Genomic DNA, 18,436 nt, shown 5'->3' with positions numbered 1-18,436 from the left:
CGGCGTTATCATCATAAAAAAAGGCGAGCCGGGTGGCTCGCCTTTTTTGTTGGCCGATCAAACCAACCCCTTACAGGGTCGGCTCATCCGGCTCAGGCATCGGCTGGGTGCGACGCGAACCCAACTCCTGCTCAATCTCCGTTTCCAGCGACTTGTTGATCCGGTAGAAGAACAGCAGACCACAGGCGATCAGGAACGGAATCGCCGCATAGACGCTCATCGTCAGCTTGATACCCAGGATCGATTCAGCCGTCTGATCCGCCACTCCAGCCTCATAGCCGTAGGCGGCGAGGAAGGTCACGACCAGGGTACCACCGAGCGTCAGACCGCCTTTCAGGCCCAGAATCATGGCCGAAAAAATGATACCGGTCGCGCGGCGGTGGTTACGCCACTCGGAGTAATCCGCCACATCTGCGGTCATGGCCCACAGCAGCGGAATGGTCACACCGTAGAAAAAGCCGTGCAGAATCTGCAATACGAACATGGTTCCGATGGACTCCCGCGGCACCACCGCAAACGCGATCAATGGCAAGGCAGACAGGAACAGGAAACCACCGAAAATATTGCGCTTGCCAAAACGATCCGCCAGGGGCCGGGCAAAACCGATACCGACGATCATCAGAATAATGCCGGCGCCGTTAAACAGGGCAAAGGCCGAGGCGTCGGGATCTTCCGGCCAGGCGAAGTTGGGCCAAACGCTCTGGATACTGGCGATCAGACCGGTGAAACCAATGTCGCTCAGGAAGGCGGTAATCGCGGCCTGGCTCGCGTAGTACTTGAAGTAGTACACATAGGTACCACCTTTCAATGCCAGGTTGGTGAACACCAGAATCGTGACACACAGCAGAATCACCCAGGGAATATTACGCAGCAGCAGGTCGCCCAGATCCTGGCGGATGGTGCTGGTCTCGCCTGGTTTTTCGATGACGCGCTCACGGGTGGTGAAGAAGGTGATGAAGAAGAAAATCACCCCGACCACGGCGAAGATCATCATGATCTTCTCAAAACCGACCGCCTCATCGCCATCACCCAGGATCAACACGATCGGACGCAACAGCACCTGTACGGTGAACTGGGCCACCATCACCGCCACAAAGCGGTAGGCGGACAGGCTGTTACGCTGGGACATATTGCCGGTCAATACACCGCTGAGCGATGAATACGGCAGGTTGTTCGCAGTGTAGAGGGTGACCAGCGCGAGATAGGTCGCAAAGGCGTAAACCACCTTCATGTCGTAGCTGACATCCGGCGTGGTGAAGGTCAGCAGCACCATCACACCGAAGGGAATGGACGTCCACAGAATCCAGGGACGGTAGCGGCCCCAGCGGGTACGGGTGCGATCCGCAATCGCCCCCATGATGGGCGCAAACAGCACCCCGCCGATGATGCCGCAGGTGGCAATCACCCACTGAGCCGTGCTGGCCTCGAGTTTGTACACATCCGTATAGTAGTAGGCAATAAAGGTCACCATGGTCTGGAACACCAGGTTCGCCGCCAGGTCGCCCAGGCTGTAGCCTACTTTCTCTTTGACTGAGAGTATTTGTGACTGATTATTCATAGCGCTCAGAGTCTTATTGTTGAGTCGTTAACGTTCAAGGGTGGCTCTCCGCCCCCTCACACTACCAGCGTCAGTCGGAAGTGTACCCGACTCCCGGAGCCAGCGTATATAGTTAAGATTACTATAAGCTTGGCAGTATAAACTGAATATTGCGCCGCGGACAATCCAGAGGCCGAGTACTGACGTATCTTTACTTATGGTCGGGTGCCCGGAGGCGGCGGTCAAAGCGGTCCACTTAGAGGATTTAGCAGAGGATTCAGCAATTGCCGCCAGAGCCGGCAATTGCTACCATTAGCGCCCTTTGGAGGCCCGGGTTTACCCTGCCCTCCGCACGCCCGACGATCACGTTCGCACAACCCCGACACGAGTCATCCTATGTCCGCTGATTTCCGTTCCGCGCCCCTGGCGCAACTGGCCTACGCCGATGAATTCATCCACCGTCATATCGGCCCGGATGCCGCCGAGACCCGCGCCATGCTGGACACCCTGGGCGCCGAGACGCTGGATGAACTGCTCGATAAGACGGTGCCCGAGGCCATTCGCCAGCGCGAACCCCTGGCGCTGGGCGAGCCCGTGACCGAGCACGAGGCCCTGGCGGAGCTGAAAGCCATTGCCGGCAAGAACCGTCTGTACAAAAGCTATATCGGCATGGGCTACTACAATAGCTACCTGCCCCCGGTCATTCAGCGCAACATTCTGGAAAACCCGGGCTGGTACACCGCCTACACCCCTTATCAGCCGGAAATCTCCCAGGGTCGCCTGGAGGCGCTGCTGAACTTCCAGCAGATGGTGATGGACCTGACCGGCATGGAGCTGGCCAACGCCTCCATGCTTGATGAGGGCACAGCGGCCGCCGAAGCCATGGCGATGTGCAAGCGTCAGAACAAGAAGAACAAGTCCGATGTATTCTTTGTGGACGAGGACACCCACCCGCAGACCATCGCCGTGCTGCGCACCCGCGCCGAGCATTTTGGCTTTGAGGTGGTGATCGCGCCCGCCGAGCAGTTGGCCGACACCGAGTGTTTCGGTGCCCTGCTCTCCTACCCCGGTTCCACCGGTCGGGTGCGCGACCTGACCGACCTGATCACCCGGGCCCACGAGAAAAACACCCTGATCACCGTCGCCAGTGACCTGATGGCGCTGATGCTGCTCAAATCCCCCGGCGAGATGGGCGCCGACGTGGTGGTGGGCACTAACCAACGGTTTGGCATTCCCATGGGCTTTGGCGGCCCGCACGCCGGCTTCTTTGCCTTCCGCGACGCCTACAAGCGCTCGGCCCCGGGTCGACTGATCGGCGTCTCCGTGGACAGCCGGGGCAAAACCGCCCTGCGCATGGCCATGCAGACCCGTGAGCAACACATCCGCCGGGAAAAGGCCAACTCGAACATCTGTACCTCCCAGGTGCTGCTGGCGGTGCTCAGCAGTAGCTACGCCGTCTATCACGGCCCGGAAGGCCTGCGGCGCATTGCGGAGCGCATTCACCGCCTGGCGCGGCTGACCGGCGAAGGTTTGAAGGACAAAGGCTTCAAACTGCGCCACGATCACTACTTCGACACCATCGTGGTGGAGCTGGACAGCGAGAAAAAGCAGAACGGCCTGTACAACGCCGCCCTGCTCAGCGAAATCAATCTGCGCAAGGTGGGCACGACCGGTCTGGGTATCAGCCTGGATGAAACCACCACATTGGATGACGTGCACCTGCTGTTGAACGTCTTCTGCGCCGGCGACCACGCCCTGAACCTGCCCAAACTGGACCACGAACTGGCCAGCCACAACCGCGCGCCGGCCATTCCGGAGACGCTGGAGCGTCAGGACGCGGTGCTGACCCACCCGGTGTTCAACCGCTACCACAGTGAAACCGAGATGCTGCGCTACCTGCGCCGCCTGGAAGGCCGGGACATTGCCCTGAATCAGTCGATGATTCCGCTTGGCTCCTGCACCATGAAGCTCAACGCCACCGCGGAGATGATCCCGGTCACCTGGCCGGAGTTCGGTCAACTGCACCCGTTTGCGCCGATGGAGCAGGCTCAGGGCTATAAGCGACTGTTTGAAGACCTGCAGCAGATGCTTGAAGCCTGTACCGGTTACGATGCCATCAGCCTGCAGCCCAACGCCGGCTCCCAGGGCGAGTACGCCGGTCTGGTGGCGATCAAGAAATACTTTGAGAGCAAGGGTGAAACCGAGCGCTCCATCTGCCTGATTCCCGCCTCGGCCCACGGCACCAACCCGGCTTCTGCCCAGATGGTGGGCATGCAGGTGAAAGTGGTCAACTGCGATAAAGACGGCAACGTCGATATGGCGGACCTGAAAGCCAAGGTGGACGAGTTCGGCACCCGCATCGCCGCCATCATGATCACCTACCCCTCCACCCACGGGGTGTTTGAGGAGAGCGTGACCGAGCTGTGCGAGCTGATCCATAGCATCGGTGCCCAGGTGTATATCGACGGCGCCAACATGAATGCCATGGTGGGCCTGGCCGCGTTCGGTCAGTTCGGCGGCGACGTCTCGCACCTGAACCTGCACAAAACCTTCTGCATTCCCCACGGCGGCGGTGGCCCCGGCATGGGCCCCATCGGCGTGGCCGAACACCTGGCCCCCTTCCTGCCCGGTCACCCGGTGCAGGGCGTACCCGAGACCGACCCGGCCAACGGCACCATCAGCGCCGCCCCCTGGGGCTCGGCCAGCATCCTGCCGATCAGCTGGATGTACATCAAGATGATGGGTAAAAACGGCATGCGCCAGGCCAGCGAATACGCCATCCTGAACGCCAACTACATCGCCAAACAGCTAAGCGGCCACTACCCCATTCTGTACAAGGGCAAAAACGGCACTATCGCCCACGAATGCCTGCTGGACCTGCGCCCCCTGAAAGAAGCCAGTGGCGTTACCGAGGAAGACATCGCCAAGCGCCTGATGGACTTCGGCTTCCACGCCCCCACCATGTCCTTCCCGGTGGCCGGCACTCTGATGATCGAGCCGACCGAATCCGAGTCCAAAGAAGAGCTGGACCGCTTCATCGAAGCCATGATCACCATCCGCAAGGAAATCGCCCAGATCGAAAGCGGAGAGTACACCGTGGAACAGAGCCCGCTGCGCAATGCACCGCATACGCAGGACGATATGATGGACGAGAGCTGGGACCGCCCCTACAGTCGTGACACCGCTTCACGTCCGGCAAGCTGGCTGAGGGAGCACAAGGTGTGGCCGACGGTGAACCGGATTGATAATGTGTTTGGGGACCGGAATCTGGTTTGTTCTTGCCCGAGTGTTGAGGATTATCGGTAGAAAAATCTGGAAAATTTCGGCACCCCATGGGTGCCGAAAGAAAGATCAGTAACGGGACTTCCTCATCTGTCCGAGCTTTCAGATTCGGCGCTGCGGGCAATGTCCACGTCTTGCGCCACCTCATCTCGAACCAGCGCCCAATGAAAAAGATTCTCGTCATTGGCCTCGAAGAAGTTGTGGTTATAGTGGGTCAGCGGCATGTCGCGGTAAATCGGCCGGGTGATCTCCACCACTTGATCCCAGTGCGCCAGAGCCTGCTGTAAATGCCGGATAGCCACCTGCTGCTGTTCCTCATCACCGTACAGACGGTACCGGTGTAGCGCCACGGCGCCTTTCAGCTTCTCCGCAAGATGTAGACCGAGATGGGCCCAGGTTTTGACGTCGGCCACTTCGTACATGAGCGAGGCATTGCCCTCGGTATCAATACCTTCTACCAGCCGAAGCGCCTCGCGATTGTCGCGCTCAAGCTGCTCGGCCAGAATCGGCGGAGTAATGCGGTCAACGCCGAAAGAGCCGCCTTCGTGCATTGTCTCTACGAAATCCGCCACCGAGACATAATCCGGGTCCATGGTGGGATGGTCGATAAGGTGGTCAACCGAAATATAACGGGTGTAGTCGCCCTGCAGCGCCAGAAAGCCCTCGCTGTAGAGGGTGAAATCCCAGCGCGAATCATACAGCGAGGCCAGCCGCAGCTGGGTGGATGAGGCAAGAGAGTATGCGTTCAACAGGTTATCACCCTTGGCCCCGTACCGGCGGTTGAATGCCGCCTGAAACACCGAGTCGGGTGTTTCAGGATCGTAAAGGAGGCGCCCCCAAAGCTGGTAGAACAACCACTGGCGCTCGAAGGCCCAGTTCCAGTCGACCGGCTCGTCCACTGCGGTGAAGTAATCGAGCGCCGGAATGTAGGTTTCCGAGCCGACAAAGTAGCCGCCCACATAGTCCGCCGCGCCATTCAGAGCGATATGCTGACGAATGAAATCGGGCACACCCCAGCGCAGGGCAAAGAAGTCTTCGTTGCGTGCCTGCCAGGTGACCTTGTAGTTTTTGGGCGTCGGTTTGAAATAAGTGTCGCCCAGCTTGCCGCCGTGGACCTTCACCAGCTCCGGTGTGGAATGGGCATGGGACCAATTGAACTTCATTTCCACCCAGATCGGACCGTCAAAGCGATCCTCCAGCTTCTCCATCGCATCGCGGGTCACCACTTCCACACTCTTGCTGACGCCCGGCTCGGAACCGGTTCCCGAGGAAAAAGGGACGCGGTGAATGAGTTTCACGGGGCGATCAGCGTCCAGCATCCCCGCGATCAACACATCATCCATCCACTTCTGCCGCTCAAGGGGCGTCATGCCAGCCATGCCTTCGCCGTGGGAAATACCAAACCCATCCAGGTTGGGATACTCCTCGAGCACCTGGGTAACGCTTTCGCGCAGATAACGCCGCACGATCTCCGAGGTATCGCCTTCCACATAGTAGTGCGGATAAAAGTTCTGCTCCGCGACGGAGTGGGCCTCGGCAAATTCCCGGCTGACAAAAATGCTCCAGTGGACCAGATAGGTGTCCAACCCGCGCTCTTTCGCCATCCGGAAGATCTCGCGGTAAAGACGCTGCCACTGGGCGAATTCTTTATCCGACCATGGGCTCGCTTCGGGGAAGTTTTTCGGCTGGATCATGAACGTGAAAGGATGCAGATTCCACAGGCTGATGGCGTTGAAACGGTTCGCCACCATCATATCCAGAAACGACTCCCAATAATCGAGATCCCGTGCAGTCTCGTAATGCTGGTCCAGCGCCGAACTGGGCCGGTAGGTTTCCCAGGGCAGATTGTATTTGATCCCGCGAAACGCCAGATTCGGGCTCTGCTCGGTGGATTCCACCGCTGTCAGCGGCGTGCCATTGCGCAGCGTTTCGGCCAGTGCGAGCGCGCCATAGATCAGTCCCCGGTGGTCGCCTCCATAGACGCTCGTGACCCTGTCCTCGGGCACAATAGCAAAGGCTTCAGAACCCAGCCTCTCTTCATGCACCGACAGACTGATCAGATGATCGTAACCGCTCCGATCCGAGCCGAGCTCATAGCCCTGCTCTTCCAGGGCCTCACCCAGCTTGCGGGCGGCATAGGCCTCCTGCGGCACCGTCTCGTCGTAGACGAGCGTCACCTCCTGAGCACAGGCTGCAGTAGCGTTCAAAAGAAAGAGGAGCACAAACGAAGGGAACAAGCGTTTTATTGTCATAAGTTTCAACCCTGCAGAACATGGCTCTACGTTACCCAGCCCGAAACATATAGTCAATAGAACCACTTGGGTGACGCATTCCGCCCGCCTCCACCAAAAGAACAAGCGCCCGGCCATTTTCGGGGTATTAATCAGTCCGACACTACGTAAAGACTGCTCTCAGACAGCTTGGTGAGCCAGTTCCTGAAGACGGTCCGTGAACAAGTTGGTTGATCCACTAGTGACCAGAAGTTGTTGCTTGGCGCGCGTCATACCGACATATAGCAACCGTGTCTCTCGGGGCATATCATCCTCTCCGTCTTTCAATGCCCCGACCCCACTTAAAATGACCGTATCAAACTCCAGGCCTTTACTGCTCTGACGAGTCAATAGCGTCACCTTCTCATCCGCCGGATTGTAAGTTTTCTTGTGAACGGACGATTTTAGCCAAGCGGCGGGAACCCCAGCTTGGTCCAACGCCGATTTGAGCGCTTCACCTTGGTGATGGTGTGCGTAGATAATGGCGATACTACTTAGTGGTTTCCCGCCGCTACGCCATTTGTCGACGCAGCGAACGATGTACTGATATTCATCCGCAGCCCTCTTGAATGGTCTGTAAACCGGCTGAGGTCCACTTGCACCCGCCACCTCTGGCTGAATTAGCGGTACATGATCGTCATCGGCGTCTTGGGCCTGCAGATACTCTTTGGAGAAATCATAGGCAAAGGTCAGTATTTCTCGGGTGTTTCGGTAGTTGAGCTTGAGGATCGTAGTGCGGCCGCGTGCCTGGATGCCCGCACTGGATAACGGAAATCCGAGTTGTCGTCGGCTGTAAATCGCCTGCGCATCGTCGTACAGCAGGAGCAATGAATTGGTATCGGGATCGATCATCTGAACCACCAGCTTTAACCACTCCGGCTCAAAGTCATGGCCCTCATCAATCATCAGAGCACCGTACTGCGCACGAGGAATATCCCCCCTCTCCACCCCGGCGATCACGCTGGTTACCTGCCGCTCCCAAAGGGGTCTGGCGCCTTGTTCGGTATCCACATGGTACGTTTTCAACTGAAGGCCGCACCACTCGTGAAAGTGATAAACCTGAACCTGTTCATCAATACCCCGCTCTGACATAAACGACCTGAGCCGCGCCGCCAACGCAATATTGAAACAGAGCACGAGAATGGGCTTGCGGGTCGCTTGAGACAAATGCAGACAACGATAGCCGAGAATCAGGGTTTTTCCGGAGCCCGCGACACCGTGAATGACTCGATGTCCGTCCCCAAGACTTTTTGCCAATTGCTCCTGTTGAATATCCATCACCCGGACAATTTCCGGGACGAGAGTCTGACTAACGTTCGACGCACTATCATGCTCGTCATCCGGATCGTCATCAGAGTCTCCGAACAGGTCCTGTTGCGGCGCATTGATGCGCACTTCGGGAAAGAGGTGCCAGCGGATTCGGTCAACCTGAGGAAGGGAAAGCTTCTCACCAAAACTGTACTCAAACATGCCCCAGAGCCGACTCTGAAATGCTTCCGCCTCAACGGACTCGGTCATCTCATCCTTACAGATCACTCTGTGAGCCGGCAGCACCAGCTCCTGATGATCTTCCGGCAACGCTTTGTTCCACTGCTGTCGAGTGATATTGGTCAGGACCACGCCGTAACCATAGGGGCAACACAGTCGGCCTTGATAACGGCCCTCGGATTGTCGAAGCTGAGGGTCAGTTTTCAGTACATTAACGGTCGTCTGGGCATACTGCCTGGCCTGCTCCAGGGGATTGCTCACCACATCCAGACCATTTTGAGTCTGCAGCGTCACCCGGTCTTTGCTGATCTTCTTCAGGGTCGCCAACTTCCAGTCTTTGATCTCAAGAAACAGCAGTCCTCGGGACGGGTGAAGAATAATGAAATCCGGGTATCGTCTCTGACGGCCAACAGGGATGTCGTACCAGACGGTATAATCATCTTCGAGAAGCGCCTCCAGGCGACGTCCGAAGCGACGCTCTCCCGTTGTCATACCTCTTATGGTGCTCAGGCTTGGAATGATTGCTGCCATGCTGCCTCCATACTGATCCTGAAGGGCCCATCCCCTCCTCTCTCTAGCTTGAGAGCTTAGCCCAGATTGGAAAGTCCGGCTATTTCAGCCGTTGAAAGGCAATAGTATTTCTATTGAACAACCGCTGCCGATAGCCAGCATAATCAATAACAATATTGCATAATTAATCATTTTGAGTCTATAGTGGTCACCCGATTTTAGAATGCGCCTTGAACCCAGCAAGGCAGGCATGCCAATAAAGAGATACACCACTATGACCAAACCGGGAATACCCCTCCGATTCGCCCAGATTGCACTGCTGCTCCTGTCATTTTCCTGCTTCGCCGAAGAGCTGCGCCCCCAGACCCTCTTTATTGCCGGGGACTCCACGGCGGCGTCCTACCAGAACAAGGACCACCAGGGCTGGGGCGCCACCCTGCAGAGCTTTCTGGATGAGGACAAAGTGGTCGTGGATAACCGGGCGCGGGGCGGTCGGAGTAGCCGGACGTTCATTACCGAGGGGTTGTGGCAGTCTCTGATCGAGGACGTCGAGGCCGGCGATCTGGTGTTGATCCAATTCGGGCACAACGATGCCGGGGCGATCAATGACGACAGCCGGGCGCGGGGCTCTCTGCCCGGTCTGGGTGATGAGCAGACCGACATCGCCAACCAGGTGACCGGTAAGGACGAAACGGTGTATACCTTTGGGCACTATATTCGTCAGATGGTGGCGGACGTGAAAGCCAAGGACGCCACGCCGATCCTTTTGTCGATGACGGTCCGTAACCGGTGGGAACATGACCGTGTTGAGCGTCGCCACGGTCGTTACGGTTACTGGATGCACCAGCTCGCCTGGGAGCTGGACACCCCGTTTATCGATGTCACCAACCCGGTGGCGGACAAACTGGACCGCCTCGGTGCTGAGAAAGTGGCCGAGCTTTACCCGAAAGACCATACCCACTTTAACGATGCCGGCGCCGAGCTTCATGCCGAGACCATCGTATCGGCGCTGAAGGGGCTACGCCCCACCCTCGCTTCAGACCTGTACTCCGCTAAAGGCCGCGAAGTGAATGCCTACGATTGGACGTTTCTGCGCCTGCCCGTGATCGCCCACCCCGAGAAGACCAGCATTTTTATGGTCGGCGACTCCACCGTGCGCAACGGCTGGGGCGATGGCGCCGGTGGTCAGTGGGGTTGGGGTGATTTCATTGACGATTACCTGAGCGCCGAGGACTACAACTTTGTCAATCGCGCCATCGGCGGTTTCAGTAGCCGGACCTTTGTGACCGGCGGCCACTGGGAGCGAGCCCTTAATATGGCGCGCCCGGGCGATTATGTGGTGATCCAGTTTGGTCACAATGACTCCGCTCCCCTCAATGATGAAGAGCGTGCCCGGGGCACCATCAAGGGGGTCGGCGCCGCCGAGCAGGACATCGACAACCTTCTGACCGGCCAGCCGGAAACGGTTCACACATACGGTTGGTATCTGCGCAAAATGATTGGCGATGCCTATGCCCGAGGTGTGACCCCCATTCTCGCCACCCCGGTGCCCCGGAAAATCTGGGACGACAGCGGAGAGCAGATTGCCCGCCCGGACGACAGTTATCCCCAGTGGGCTCGACAGGTCGCGGCGGAAAGCGGCGTCGCGCTGATCGATCTGCACGAGCTGGTCGCCGACCGTTATGACGAGCTGGGGCCGGAAAAGGTCGAAGCCTTTTTTGCCGACAAACACACCCACACGTCCCGCGACGGTGCCGAGCTGAATGCCAAAATTGTCGCCCAGGGGATCGAAGGCATTCTGTAACGGCATCACCAAGACACCGAACGGATCAACCACAGGAAGACGTTTTATGCTGAATTTGGGCCTGAGAGCACACGACTATGGTCAGGGTACACCCGCGGAGATTGCGGCAAAGCTCGGGCAATACGATGTATCCTGCGTGCAGCTCGCACCCGCCAAGTCGTTTCCGGTCCTGGCAGAACAACCCGGACAGCTGACCCCGGGGTTCGCCAACCATGTGCGCGATGTCTTTGCCGCACAGGGGATCAACATCGCCGTGCTGGGCTGCTATATCAATCCGATCCACCCGGACCCGGACACCAAAGAACAGGCGCTGCAGCGCTTTGAAGAGCACCTGCGCTTCGCCCGTGACTTCGGCTGCGCTATTGTCGGTACCGAGACCGGCTCCAAGAACGGCGATTGTAGCTATCACCCCGACAGCCAGAAAGAAACCTCGTTTCTGGAGTTGGTCGATTCCGTCCGACGCTTGGCCGATACCGCCGAGAAATACGGCACCATTGTGGGTATTGAAGGCGTGGCACACCACCATACGGTACACAGCTACGAGAAGATGGTACGCATGCTGGAGCTGGTGGACTCACCCAATGTCCAGGTCATTTACGACCCGGTGAACTTTTTCCCGCTGGACCAGTGCCATCGACAACAGGAGCTGATGGACGAAGCCTTCAGGCTGTTCGGAGACCGTATCGTCGCGATACACAGTAAAGACTTCGTGATCAAGGATGGAATGAAGGAGGGAGACCTGCCCTCCGGCACCGGCGAAATGGATCACCGTTATCTGATGTCATTGATTAAGAAACTCAAGCCCGGCATTCATACCATTCTCGAGAGCACCAACCCTGAGAATGCTCAGGGTATTCTTGAGCACCTGCGAGAGTGCGCACGTTAAACCACTCCCCGGAGAGCGTGACGCCCCTGGGAGTGGCCAACCGATTGTGAGCCGTCAATTGCCTTCCGGCTTTTCGAACTGAAACACCGGACTGGCCGGTATGCTGACCGCACTCGAGGAGTCCGGCTCCGCGGGATCAAACGAGAGCACATCGTCACGCAAGTGATCGGCCAGTCCCGGCACCTTTTTCCGAATCTCTTCTACGACAGCGCGAGCCAACTGGTAAGCGCCGTAGGGATTGTGATGTGTATCGTCTTTCAGCGCCTGCTCCTGACCGGGAAAGGTATTGGCCGGATAATGCACAAAGGCCTTTCTGGAACCTGACTCTCCCAGAGCGGCGTAAAGCGCCAGGCTCATCTCGTGCAGATCGATAACCGGTACGCCCTGCTCTTCTCCGACCTGACGCACCGCGATGGCGAAATCGGTGAGAGTTTCAGCGGGCTTTCCTTCACTCCAGCGGCGACGCTCCATGGGTGTGACCAGCACGGGAATACCGCCCTTGGCACGTACCGCCTGAATGTACTCGCGCAAATCATCGGCGTAGGTGGTAAAGGGGCCTGCGCCCTCGCTCTGGTCTTTCTGATCATTGTGGCCAAACTGAATCAACAGGTAATCCCCGCGCTCCATGGTGCGAAAGATTTTCTCGAGACGGTTTTCCGCTTCGAAGCTGAACAGAGCTCGCCCCGACTCAGCGTGGTTGGCAATGGCGATACCCGGCTTGAAAAAAGCGGGCAACATCTGCCCCCAGCCGGCCCAGGGCTCGTTACGTTGATCCGTTACGGTCGAGTCCCCCGCCACAAAGACGGTAGTCGCCTCCGGCGCCGGTTCAATCGTCATTGCCGACACCGCCGCCGGTCTACCCAGAAATTCGATGGTCAAATGCTCATCCCAGTGCGCGATTATTGGTGGGCCTTGTTCGCGCGAGTTCAATGCAACACGGCGATCATCTCCCAGTGTCGGGCTCCTTCGATTGACGGTGAAGGTCGCCCTCGCCTGCTCTCCCGCATTGGTCGAAACCGAACGCAACATCAAGCGGCGTGCCTCGGCTTTTACGGTCGTCTGCGCAGCGGAATCGGGCGAGCCTAGTAGGAGGGTTACCTCATAGTTCCCTTCGGGCACGTCGACCGCAAACATAAATGCCTCGTCAGACACACAGGAATCTCCTCGCAGCGCCTCGTCCGCTGGCTCTGTCACTGTACACTCGGACGTCTTGGCGCTGGCAAAGCCGTAGCCCCGTTCGGGGGAGTAGCGCGTATCCGGGCCAATGCCGACGTAATCTTCAGCCACAGCGCCGGAGCCAAAATCGAATTTGTAAGAAGATGCGGCGGGTTTCGTTACCCGTGTTTCGGGAGGACCGTCATAGGAAGGTTGGAGCCCTCCGAAATCGATCACGATTTTATCCACTACGACACCCGCGTCCACCGCCACCAGGTGCAGCGTATGCCAGCCAGGCTCCAGTGCCTCCGGCAGCTCAAGCGTCGCTTCGGTGGCGTTGGACAGGACTCGCATTTTCCACTCTTCGCTATAGGTATCGAAGCCCTCGGTCACCGCGAGCGGCAGGGGTTCACCATCATCCACAGCCAGCGCTAGGCGCAGATCATTGCCGGGATCAATCGGATGCGTGGGCAGCAGTCGTACATGAACGGTCGCTTTGCCGCCGGTTGCAACGTGGAAACGGTAGCTCAGTCGGGGCGCACTGCCGGATTCGATATTCAGAGTGGAGGGCAACAGGGTGACGGCTGAACCGGTACGGCCCAGCCCTTCCACCGAACGCCAGCCACCGTCGGCCTGATCTTCGCGGCCGGTAAAGTGTCCGGCGTTGATGGACACTACGCCTTGCGATTCAAAGAAATCGCCCGCTTGCGCACCCGACGGTACGTCATTGGCTTCAAACCGGTTGTCGTCCGACTCCGACAGGGACTCCCACACTGCATCCTTTTGCGAGCCCAGGGGTGGAATGGGCTCGGGTTGGAAGCGTGGCCAATCGTCCGGGGATACCCCACCGGCGGTGAGAATATGCCGCCACTTGCCATTGGCCATCGCGTCATTGTATCGCTGCGTCAGTGCCTCGATCCGCTGCGCGGCCTCTTCGGCTTTGGCAAAGGTCGTTTCCGCGATCTCCGCGCCCCGGACATTCTGGCGACGCGCCAACTCCATCAGAAAGTAGCGCTCGTTGGCCGCAGCCGCCGCCCGGACCGGATACTCCACCAGTTGGTAAAAGGCATCCCGGGCGGTGCCCGGCAGGTCGTTCGCGACCCGCGCCGTCTCCGCCACCAGATCCTGATAGGCTTTCAGGCGATGATAAATCTCAGCGTCGGTCAGCTCGGTGGGTTGGTAGGGCTCCAGGGACAAATGCCACTGCAGATGTTCCGGTTTGCGCGCAAAGGCCAGGTGCTGGTGGCGCTTCCAGATGCCGGCAATCGCATGAGCGTATTCGGGCCCGAAGTCCCGGGCGGCCATATCCTGCAGAAATTGCATGGGTGCCTCGGGGCTGGTCCGATCCGCGTTCCAGGCGAGGTCGAGAAAAAATTCCGCACTCAGTTCGTGCGCTTTGAGGTCGCCCACGTTGGTCACCCAGAAGGACTCGGCCCCCTGTTCGTAAGCGCGGGTCATCTCCGACCAGACCAACGATACCGATTGGGAATCGAACCAGAGCCAGGACAAGGGTGAGCCCAGGTAAGACTGATGGTAATAGACGCCCAGACCGCCGGGCCGTGCCCGCTCTTCGGGTGTGGCATAACGACGCACATAACCAAAGTTGTCGTCCGGCCAGACGATAATCACATCGTCCGGCACGTCCAGGCCTGCGTTGTAATCCTTGAGCACTTCTTTATAGGGCACAAAAATCTGTGCCGCCTTGGTGGGATCACCATCGCCAAGATGTTTGGCCAGAAGACCGCGCTGCGCGTCAAACAGCGTTTCCAACACGTCCAGACGTTCTTCCTGGGATTCCGGGCCCATAATGCCGCTGTCGTGAATGCCGCGCATGCCCAGGGTCCAGAGGCTTTCGCCCGAACGGCGCTCCTTCACCCGCTCTTCCCAGTAATTCATGACGGTGTCACGGTGCGTCAGGAAGTTGTAATGATTTTTGGGTTGATCCCACTCACCAACGTTGTTGCGCAACATGGGCTCGGCGTGACTCGAGCCGACCACAATTGCGTAGTCGTCGGCCAGTTCGCTGTTCCCTTCCACTTGATGGAACGGCGTGGTACAGGGGTGCATGCCGGGCCAGAGAGCGTTGGCCCGCAGGCGCAGCAGCAACTCGAACACCCGCTCATAGATTTTCGGGCCGAGAGTGCCGGTATCCGGATCAAAGGTCTTGCGGGCCCAGGCACCGAGGCCCCAACATTCATCATTGATGAATATTCCGCGATAGCGCACCGCCGGCTCATCGATCGGTTCGCGAGCGGCGCTCAGATACAGTTCGTCCAGAGGTTGAACCGGCACATCCGCCCACCAGTACCAGGGCGAAACGCCGATACGACGGGACAGCTCATACACGCCATAGGCCACACCGCGTGGGTCCGCCCCCTCTACGGCCAACACCTGGGCACTGGAGGACAGCCGGAACGCTTCCCATCGATTCTCCAACGCCGGATGAATACCCACCCGGACATAGGGCGCACCGCCACCCGGCGGCCGGTGGCGAATGGCCGGGCGATGCCCAGTCACACGCTCAACATCGTCGGCGAAATCCTGAACCGCAATCCGGATCACTTCGGGCGCGTCACTGGCCACCACCAATGGCGCGGCATGATCATCCACCACCAGCGGAAACGCGGTGGATTGCAACGTTTCGGCCCCCTCCGGAGGAAGCGGCCGAATCTCGGCCGCCTGCACGATCAAAGGAAACAGTAGAGACAACAGTATGAGTCGCAGCCCCTTGGTCGTACCCGTTGAACGCGTAGTCATCTTTCGATCATCCATATTAATCCCGCTCCGGAACCTGCTCCGGCGCCTCCTCTCCGACCAATGCCATCACCTGAATCGCGGCAAGACCGAACTGGGACACCGCGTTGGTGGAGACCCCGCGCGCTTCGGTCACCGGGGATAGCACCTCGGGGGGCATGACCGTTTTGGTCGGATAGGGTGATCCGAACACCGGGATACCGGCCCGGCCGCTGAAGAATTCCTCCCAGGCACGTTCGGCCAGCGCCTCATCATTGAGCTTCCAGGCTGAGTAGGCGGTCATTCGCGAATGCGCCTGCCCCAGGTTCAGGTTTCGTTCATAAGGCTGGCCGATGATCTCGGCCTTCTCGTCCCGAGGGGCATTATAAAAGCGTCCATATTGAATAAACGCCTGCTCATACTCCGGCACATCGAGCAGTTGGATCAGTTCTGCGTTGATTTCGACACCGCCGAACACCATGGACAAATGGGAGACGGACACGCCCTCCCCGATCCGGTAAAACTGCCCGGTCTCCGGATCCAGTGCCGCACTGCCGACCAGCATTCCATGGTCAAAGTTGCCAACGCTGCGCATCGCGGTGACCAGTTTGTCTCGATAGGCCGGCTCACCGGTGCGCTCCCACTCGGTCAGCCAGGCGGCGGCCACCGAACTCCAGTCGGTCCCCAGGCCCATCATCATGGAATAGGGTTTGCCGGAGAAGTCGGGCGTCGGACGATTCAGTTTGCGCAGCGGAGGCACGTCCAACAGGCGCCGTTCAGCCCCGAGCAGAGAACGCATCAGGTCACCGGTGCGCTCATCCGCCGTCAGGAAGTAATAGAAGCGACGGTTGGCGGGCGTACTGATGCGCAGTTGTTTGGCGCTGTCGCCCCAGTGCTTGACGTTGTGGCGGGAGCCGAGCCCCTCAAACCGTCCCAGATGGTACACGTCGACCTCTCCGGTGTGGCGGGTCATCGCCTCGGCCATCTGGAAGACGTCGGCACGGCCGGTGCGCAGAAAGGAATACCATAGCCAGATGTCGGGGGAGAGCTCGGAGTTGGCCCAGGCATAGCCACCCACGTCGTAACGCCAGGTATGCCGGTCGTGATCATAGGTATGCATCACATCGCCGTAGTCCCAGAAGCCGTACCAGTTATGTTCTTCCACCTGGGTCAGATAATGATCCAGATAAAAATCCACCTGATCTTCAATCGCGGCTTTGGCGGGGGTGGAGCGATCCGGCAGATCCCAGAGGGCGGCACCGAACACGCCGGCCGCTTCATAGTCCTGGGGACGGGCAACCATCTGCGGTGGCTGGGCCAGCGTTCGGGCCAGCTCAACCGTGGTCTGGCGGTCCGGCGTGGCCGGTAAGGCCCAAAGGCGCAGCTCGCTGGTGCGGGCCACGCCGGTGGCATGGTCAAAGCCCGGTTCGTAATCCTCGTAGGTCACGTTCAGAGCATCGAGCTGCTTCTCGTGCGTATCCAGCCCCATACCATCGTGATAGAAGCGCATATCCATGGCCCGACCTTCGGGAGCCCATAACCATAGGGTGACTTCGGCCTCGTCCGAACGCGCGTTGCGAATATCGAGCTGAGACGAATGACTCTGCCAGAAATCCCGGATACCAAACGCCACGCCGCCCTTCGGGCTACCAATATAACCCAACCCGCTGGATCGGGTGCCCTCGGCGGAATCCAACCAGGACAGGCCGGGCTGGGTACGTTTGCGGATTTCAAACGCATCGGCGCTCAACTGAGAGAGGGTGTAATCACCAAAGGCGGGAATCATCTCGAGACGATCCGACACACTGGTCGCCCATTCACTCAAGGGCGGAGTTGCGCGCCCTTCAATCTGTGCCTCGCGAACCGCCTTGCCCGGGTCGCGACGCAAGCCGGTGATACCGCGAACCGCTTCACCGAAAAGGCCATCGCCTTCACCGGAAAAGCGCACGTGCCGATCATGCAGCGGGCCGTCCAGCGGCGCATCAAAGCGGACGCCCACACCCCGTATAAAATCGGTCTTCTGGTCACCGTCGTAAATCATGGTGTGCACCATGCGCACCGAGTCATCGCCGGCGTAGAAGTAAAGACGCACCACAAAGGGAATCCAGGCACGGCCGTTCTCTCCGACATGCTTACCTTCCAGCTTGACCACCGCGCGCACCGGTCCACTCTGCTCAAGGGTCACCTGGTCGAGCTGTCCGGTGAAGGACTCTACCGTTAACGGCTGCCCTACTTCAGGTTCGGCCTGATTCTGAGACAGAATAACGAGACGACCATCGTTCAATGTCTGCCGGTTATCGCGGGTAATGGACTGAATCAGACGATCACCGGACCTGGCAATCACCGCCTGAATCACGCCGGTGTCCACACGGATGGAACCGTTGTTCTCTACAATCAGTAAGGACTGTTCGGACCTCACCGCGTCGCCGGGCGTCAACGTCAGTGCACCGACATTCAACTCAAGCGGGGCAATCGCATGTCCGGTCCATTTCACGGAGCCATCGGGCCAATAGGCCAGCGGCCAACTCTGTACGGGCAACGATGTTCCGGATTCGGATTCAAGAGTGAATTCGCTGGCGGCGTCCACCTCGCCCTGCGGCCAGGGCGTACCCCAGGTCGCACCTACCGCGTCGCGGTCCGTGCTGTCGTTCAGCCACTGCACCTGCACCTCCGGCTCGGCCTGAACGGAACAGGACGACGACAATAAGGCGACGGCAAATAGGGAAATGAGTCTGGAGTGTTTCATGGTCTCGGGGATCCTGTTATTGGTG

General features: G+C 58.8%; 8 protein-coding genes. 3 read left to right on the top strand and 5 right to left on the bottom strand.

The genetic code is table 11. The annotated features are described in order from the left end of the window. Positions 1–70 precede the first annotated feature (70 nt). Positions 71–1,558: an MFS transporter gene (locus EDC38_RS01370; protein WP_123637004.1), complete on the bottom strand. Its 1,488-nt coding sequence runs from the start codon at positions 1,556–1,558 to the stop codon at positions 71–73. Between the two features lie 375 nt (positions 1,559–1,933). On the opposite strand from EDC38_RS01370, the gene gcvP reads away from it, so the two are divergent. Beyond that, positions 1,934–4,843 (top strand): aminomethyl-transferring glycine dehydrogenase, encoded by a 2,910-nt coding sequence (gene gcvP / locus EDC38_RS01365; RefSeq protein ID WP_123637003.1) that lies wholly within the window; start codon positions 1,934–1,936, stop codon positions 4,841–4,843. 62 nt (positions 4,844–4,905) lie between these two features. Here the strand turns inward: gcvP and EDC38_RS01360 are convergent, their stop codons facing one another. Beyond that, a complete protein-coding gene (locus EDC38_RS01360) occupies positions 4,906–7,071 on the bottom strand; it encodes a glycoside hydrolase family 20 zincin-like fold domain-containing protein (RefSeq protein WP_123637002.1) in 2,166 nt (721 codons plus the stop codon). A 159-nt stretch (positions 7,072–7,230) separates the two neighbouring features. After that, positions 7,231–9,108, bottom strand: a complete 1,878-nt coding sequence (locus EDC38_RS01355; protein ID WP_123637001.1) for a DEAD/DEAH box helicase — start codon at positions 9,106–9,108, stop codon at positions 7,231–7,233. Positions 9,109–9,361: 253 nt separating this feature from the next. On the opposite strand from EDC38_RS01355, the gene EDC38_RS01350 reads away from it, so the two are divergent. Both EDC38_RS01350 and EDC38_RS01345 read left to right on the top strand, forming a co-directional pair. Then, entirely contained in the window at positions 9,362–10,891 is a 1,530-nt protein-coding gene (locus EDC38_RS01350) for a rhamnogalacturonan acetylesterase (RefSeq protein ID WP_246004310.1), read from the top strand. 46 nt (positions 10,892–10,937) lie between these two features. After that, positions 10,938–11,777: a sugar phosphate isomerase/epimerase family protein gene (locus EDC38_RS01345; protein ID WP_170162830.1), complete on the top strand. Its 840-nt coding sequence runs from the start codon at positions 10,938–10,940 to the stop codon at positions 11,775–11,777. Between the two features lie 54 nt (positions 11,778–11,831). Here EDC38_RS01345 and EDC38_RS01340 read toward each other — a convergent pair whose 3' ends face one another. Together EDC38_RS01340 and EDC38_RS01335 are read right to left on the bottom strand one after the other, a co-directional pair. Further along, positions 11,832–15,689, bottom strand: coding sequence for a glycosyl hydrolase 115 family protein (locus EDC38_RS01340; protein WP_170162829.1), 3,858 nt, complete (start codon positions 15,687–15,689; stop codon positions 11,832–11,834). 16 nt (positions 15,690–15,705) lie between these two features. Beyond that, positions 15,706–18,411: an exo-rhamnogalacturonan lyase family protein gene (locus tag EDC38_RS01335; protein ID WP_123636997.1), complete on the bottom strand. Its 2,706-nt coding sequence runs from the start codon at positions 18,409–18,411 to the stop codon at positions 15,706–15,708. Positions 18,412–18,436 lie beyond the last annotated feature (25 nt).

Source organism: Marinimicrobium koreense, assembly GCF_003762925.1.
GTDB classification, from domain to species: Bacteria; Pseudomonadota; Gammaproteobacteria; order Pseudomonadales; family Cellvibrionaceae; genus Marinimicrobium; species Marinimicrobium koreense.
Note: the sequence above shows the minus strand (reverse complement) of the source record. Positions and strands in the feature narration are given on the sequence as shown.

Coding starts and splice junctions, on each gene's coding strand:
- EDC38_RS01370 (WP_123637004.1), bottom strand. CDS start 1,558: ATGAATAATCAGTCACAAATACTCTCAGTCAAAGAGAAAGTAGGCTAC.
- gcvP (WP_123637003.1), top strand. CDS start 1,934: ATGTCCGCTGATTTCCGTTCCGCGCCCCTGGCGCAACTGGCCTACGCC.
- EDC38_RS01360 (WP_123637002.1), bottom strand. CDS start 7,071: ATGACAATAAAACGCTTGTTCCCTTCGTTTGTGCTCCTCTTTCTTTTG.
- EDC38_RS01355 (WP_123637001.1), bottom strand. CDS start 9,108: ATGGCAGCAATCATTCCAAGCCTGAGCACCATAAGAGGTATGACAACG.
- EDC38_RS01350 (WP_246004310.1), top strand. CDS start 9,362: ATGACCAAACCGGGAATACCCCTCCGATTCGCCCAGATTGCACTGCTG.
- EDC38_RS01345 (WP_170162830.1), top strand. CDS start 10,938: ATGCTGAATTTGGGCCTGAGAGCACACGACTATGGTCAGGGTACACCC.
- EDC38_RS01340 (WP_170162829.1), bottom strand. CDS start 15,689: ATGACTACGCGTTCAACGGGTACGACCAAGGGGCTGCGACTCATACTG.
- EDC38_RS01335 (WP_123636997.1), bottom strand. CDS start 18,411: ATGAAACACTCCAGACTCATTTCCCTATTTGCCGTCGCCTTATTGTCG.